This window comes from Vicinamibacteria bacterium, from assembly GCA_035620555.1.
In the GTDB taxonomy this organism is placed as follows: Bacteria; Acidobacteriota; Vicinamibacteria; order Marinacidobacterales; family SMYC01; genus DASPGQ01.
Genome location: DASPGQ010000567.1, coordinates 1 through 3,711 on the forward strand (window position 1 = coordinate 1; position 3,711 = coordinate 3,711).

Consider the following 3,711-nt stretch of genomic DNA (forward strand, 5'->3'; position numbering starts at 1 on the left):
AACGCTTTTTGAGCTGGCGCTTCAGTTTCAAGTCCTCGTGCAAGAGCTTGCCGTACTCCTTCGCGGCGTACCAGCGTGAGCGCCAGGTCTTGTTGTACCCGAGGCGAAATCCATACGGGTGGACTTTCTGTCCCATTGAAATCTCCTATTCCTCCTCGCGCTCGGAAACGTGGATCGTCAGATGGCTCGTTCGGTGGATCACCCGGTAGGCACGACCCATCGGTGCCGGCCGGACCCGCTTCAGAGTCGGGCCGGGATTCGCGTAGGCTGCGGTCACGACGAGATCGTCCTCGTCGATTCGCTTGGCTTCCTCGACGGCTTTTTGCTGGGCGTTGGCAATGGCCGAGCGCAACACTTTTTCCAGCGGACCCGAGACCCTCTTGTTCGTGCTCCGGAGGATTGCCAGCGCCTCCACCGCGCGCTTCCCGCGAATGAGATCGATCACCAGGCGAGCCTTCGAAGGCGCGCCGCGAACGTATTTGGCGGTGGCCCTTGCTTCAACCATGTCCCATCACCCTGCTATGGCACCCTCGACGCCTTGTCCGACGTCTTGGTCGTGTGGCCGCGAAACGTTCGCGTGGGCGCAAACTCGCCGAGCTTGTGCCCTACCATGTTCTCCGTTACGTAAACAGGAATGAACTTCTTTCCGTTGTGTACCGCGAGCGTGTGTCCCACCATCTCGGGAACGATCGTGGAGCGTCGGGACCAGGTCTTGAGAACCTTCTTCTCGCCGGACTCGTTCATGACATCGACTCGCGTCATGAGGGAATCCTCCACGAACGGCCCCTTCTTGAGCGATCTGGGCATCCTTGCTAACCCCGCTTCTTGCCTCGGCGACGCACGATGAAGGCGTCGGTGCGTTTGTTGTTTCGCGTCTTGTATCCTTTGGTCGGAACTCCCCAGGGCGTGACCGGATGGCGGCCGCCAGAGGTTCGGCCCTCGCCTCCGCCGTGGGGATGGTCCACCGGATTCATGCTCACGCCGCGGTTGTGTGGGCGTCGGCCCAGCCAGCGTTTTCGACCCGCCTTGCCCAAAGTGATGTTCTCATGCTCGATGTTGCCTACCTGACCGATGGTCGCCCGGCAATCCTTGTGAACGATACGAACCTCGCCCGAGGGAAGCTTGAGCTGTGCATAGCGCCCTTCCTTGGCAACGACCTGGGCGCCGGCGCCGGCGCTACGCGCCATCTGACCGCCTTTTCCCGGCTTGAGCTCGATGTTGTGCACCGTCGTCCCGAGCGGCACGAACTCGAGCTGCATGCAATTCCCCGGAAGGATGTCCGCCGAGTTGCTGCTCACCACGGTGTCACCCACCTTGAGCCCGGCGGGGTGAAGAATGTAGGCCTTCTCTCCGTCGCGATAGTGGATGCGAGCGATACGAGCCGAGCGGTTGGGGTCGTACTCGATCGAGGCGACCCGCCCGGGAACCTCGGTTTTGCCGCGATGAAAATCGATGACCCGGTAGCGTCGCTTGTGTCCCCCACCGCGGAAGCGGACGGTGACGCGCCCCTTGTCGTTTCTGCCTCCCGTCGAACGCTTGGGCTCGGTCAATGACTTGAGCGGCTTGCCGTCCGATAGTTCGGAGAAGCTCTGTACCGTGTAGAAACGTCGTCCCGGGGACGTAGGCCTGAATTTCTTGACCGGCATCGTTTTCTACACCCCCTCGAAGAACTCGATCATCTTCTCGCCTTCGCGCAAGGTGACGTAGGCTTTCTTCCAATCGGGCCGCTTCCCCTCGAAGCGACCGTAGCGCTTCATCTTTCCGCTAATTCGGGCAGTGCGCACCTTGGCGACCTTGACACCGAAGAGTTTTTCCACGGCCTTCTTTACCTGAATCTTGTTGGCGTCGACCGCCACCCGGAAACAAACGGTATCGTCCTCATGGAGCGTGGTCGCCTTCTCGGTGATGAGCGGCCCGCGGATGACGTCGTGCAAGTTCATCGCGCTAGCCTTTCCTCGAGACGGGCCACGGCCTGCTCGGACAACACGATCCGCTGAGCGGCGAGCACGTGATAGGCGTTGAGTGCCGCTACCGACCTGACGTCGACCTGGGGCAGGTTTCTCGCCGAAAGATACAGCGTTTCCGACGGTCGTTCGTCGACGACGAGCACTCGTCCCGACACGCCCATCGCTTCGAGCCGGGTTTTGAGGGTCTTGGTACTCGGCCGATCGAGCTCGAGGCCTGACGCCACGTTCAACGCGTCCTCCTTGACCCGCAGCGACAAGGCCGAGCGAAGCGCGCCGCGCTGGACTTTTCCGTTCAGCTTGTAAGCGTAGTCCCTCGGTTGGGGGCCGAAGACCGTACCGCCTTTGCGCCACAGCGGGTTTCGGCTCGAGCCAACCCGGGCGCGGCCCGTCCCCTTCTGTCGCCAGGGCTTCTTTCCTCCGCCGGAGACGAGCGCCCGATTCTTCGTGGCGTGGGTGCCTCGGCGGGACAGTGCCCGAAAATGCTTGACCGCCTCGTACATCACGTGGCGGTTCGGCTGCACCCCGAAAACGGCATCGCTCAGTTGCTTTTCGCCCCGCGAGCCGGAGGCGTCCAGCATCACGACACTAGGCATCGTTCCTGTGACTCCGCGTTTTCACGATCTCCACATAGCTGCCGTTCGCCCCGGGAACGGCGCCGCGGACGAGGAGAAGATCCTCGTCCTCGATTACTTCGATCACTTCTAAGTTTCGCACCGTGACTCGATCTTGCCCCATATGGCCGGCCGCTCTCATCCCCGGGAGCACCCGCGACGGGAAGGCCGACTGCCCGATCGAGCCCGGCGCGCGGTGAAACATCGAGCCGTGCGTCGCCCGGCCGCCGGCAAACCCGTGACGCTTCACGACGCCGGCAAATCCCTTGCCCTTGCTGACGCCGCTTACGCTGACCTTGTCCGACGGAGTGAACATGGATACTTTCACCGCGCCGCCCACCGCAAGGTTCTCTTCGCTCCCGCCTTCGATGCGAAACTCCCGAAGCACGCGGCACGGGGCGACCCCGGCCTTCTTGAAAAGACCCTCGTGAGGCTTGTTGGCGGCTCTCGCCTTCTTCGATGATTCCACGAAGCCGAGCTGCACCGCGTCGTAGCCATCTCTCTCCCGGGTCTTGAGACGAACGACGACGCAAGGTCCCGCCTTGATCACCGTCACCGGGACGACGGCGCCATCGCTGGCGAACTTTTGAGTCATCCCAACTTTCTTGCCGATCAACATCTACTTGGAATGCTCCTTGCCGAACGCCTTGATCTCGACGTCCACACCCGCCGGAAGATCGAGCCGCATCAACGCGTCGACTGTCTGCGGCGTGGGCTCGAAGATGTCCAGAAGGCGCTTGTGAGTTCTGATCTCGAATTGTTCTCTCGACTTCTTGTCGACGTGCGGCGACCGAAGGACGGTGTACTTGTTCTTGACCGTGGGGAGGGGAATCGGCCCCGCGATCCGGGCACCGGTCCTCTTGGCTGTCTCCACGATCTCGTGAGTCGACTGGTCCAAAATTCGATAGTCGTAGGCCTTGAGCCGGATCCTGATCTTTTCGCTGATAACTGCCATTTCTTATGTTCTCTCCGCTCGAAAGCCCCTGGGCTTCATTCCAACACTTCGGTAATCGTCCCTGCGCCCACCGTCCGTCCACCCTCCCGGATCGCGAACCGCAGACCCTTCTCCATCGCGATCGGAGTGATCAGCTCGATCACAAGACTCGAGTTGTCGCCCGGCATCACCATCTCCA

General features: G+C 61.6%; 9 protein-coding genes. All 9 read right to left on the bottom strand.

Going from position 1 to position 3,711, the window contains the following annotated elements; genetic code table 11:
- Positions 1–136 (bottom strand): 30S ribosomal protein S3 (locus VEK15_22900; GenBank protein HXV63569.1); only part of this gene is annotated, 136 nt, incomplete at its 3' end.
- A gap of 9 nt (positions 137–145) precedes the next feature.
- On the bottom strand, positions 146–505 hold the full coding sequence (rplV, locus tag VEK15_22905) for a 50S ribosomal protein L22 (GenBank protein HXV63570.1): 360 nt from the start codon (positions 503–505) through the stop codon (positions 146–148).
- Between the two features lie 14 nt (positions 506–519).
- Entirely contained in the window at positions 520–807 is a 288-nt protein-coding gene (gene rpsS, locus VEK15_22910) for a 30S ribosomal protein S19 (protein HXV63571.1), read from the bottom strand.
- A gap of 5 nt (positions 808–812) precedes the next feature.
- Positions 813–1,646 (bottom strand): 50S ribosomal protein L2, encoded by an 834-nt coding sequence (gene rplB / locus VEK15_22915; protein ID HXV63572.1) that lies wholly within the window; start codon positions 1,644–1,646, stop codon positions 813–815.
- A 6-nt stretch (positions 1,647–1,652) separates the two neighbouring features.
- Positions 1,653–1,940 (bottom strand): 50S ribosomal protein L23, encoded by a 288-nt coding sequence (locus VEK15_22920; protein ID HXV63573.1) that lies wholly within the window; start codon positions 1,938–1,940, stop codon positions 1,653–1,655.
- Positions 1,937–2,560 carry a 50S ribosomal protein L4 gene (gene rplD / locus VEK15_22925; protein HXV63574.1) on the bottom strand — a complete coding sequence of 208 codons (624 nt, stop codon included), beginning with the start codon at positions 2,558–2,560 and terminating at the stop codon, positions 1,937–1,939. Before rplD ends, VEK15_22920 begins: the two co-directional genes overlap by 4 nt.
- Entirely contained in the window at positions 2,553–3,197 is a 645-nt protein-coding gene (rplC, locus tag VEK15_22930; protein ID HXV63575.1) for a 50S ribosomal protein L3, read from the bottom strand. Before rplC ends, rplD begins: the two co-directional genes overlap by 8 nt.
- Positions 3,198–3,533, bottom strand: coding sequence for a 30S ribosomal protein S10 (gene rpsJ / locus VEK15_22935; protein ID HXV63576.1), 336 nt, complete (start codon positions 3,531–3,533; stop codon positions 3,198–3,200).
- Positions 3,534–3,568: 35 nt separating this feature from the next.
- Positions 3,569–3,711: elongation factor Tu (tuf, locus tag VEK15_22940; protein HXV63577.1), on the bottom strand; the 143-nt coding region annotated here is incomplete at its 5' end.

Coding starts and splice junctions, on each gene's coding strand:
- rplV (HXV63570.1), bottom strand. CDS start 505: ATGGTTGAAGCAAGGGCCACCGCCAAATACGTTCGCGGCGCGCCTTCG.
- rplB (HXV63572.1), bottom strand. CDS start 1,646: ATGCCGGTCAAGAAATTCAGGCCTACGTCCCCGGGACGACGTTTCTAC.
- rpsJ (HXV63576.1), bottom strand. CDS start 3,533: ATGGCAGTTATCAGCGAAAAGATCAGGATCCGGCTCAAGGCCTACGAC.
- rplD (HXV63574.1), bottom strand. CDS start 2,560: ATGCCTAGTGTCGTGATGCTGGACGCCTCCGGCTCGCGGGGCGAAAAG.
- rplC (HXV63575.1), bottom strand. CDS start 3,197: ATGTTGATCGGCAAGAAAGTTGGGATGACTCAAAAGTTCGCCAGCGAT.
- VEK15_22920 (HXV63573.1), bottom strand. CDS start 1,940: ATGAACTTGCACGACGTCATCCGCGGGCCGCTCATCACCGAGAAGGCG.
- rpsS (HXV63571.1), bottom strand. CDS start 807: ATGCCCAGATCGCTCAAGAAGGGGCCGTTCGTGGAGGATTCCCTCATG.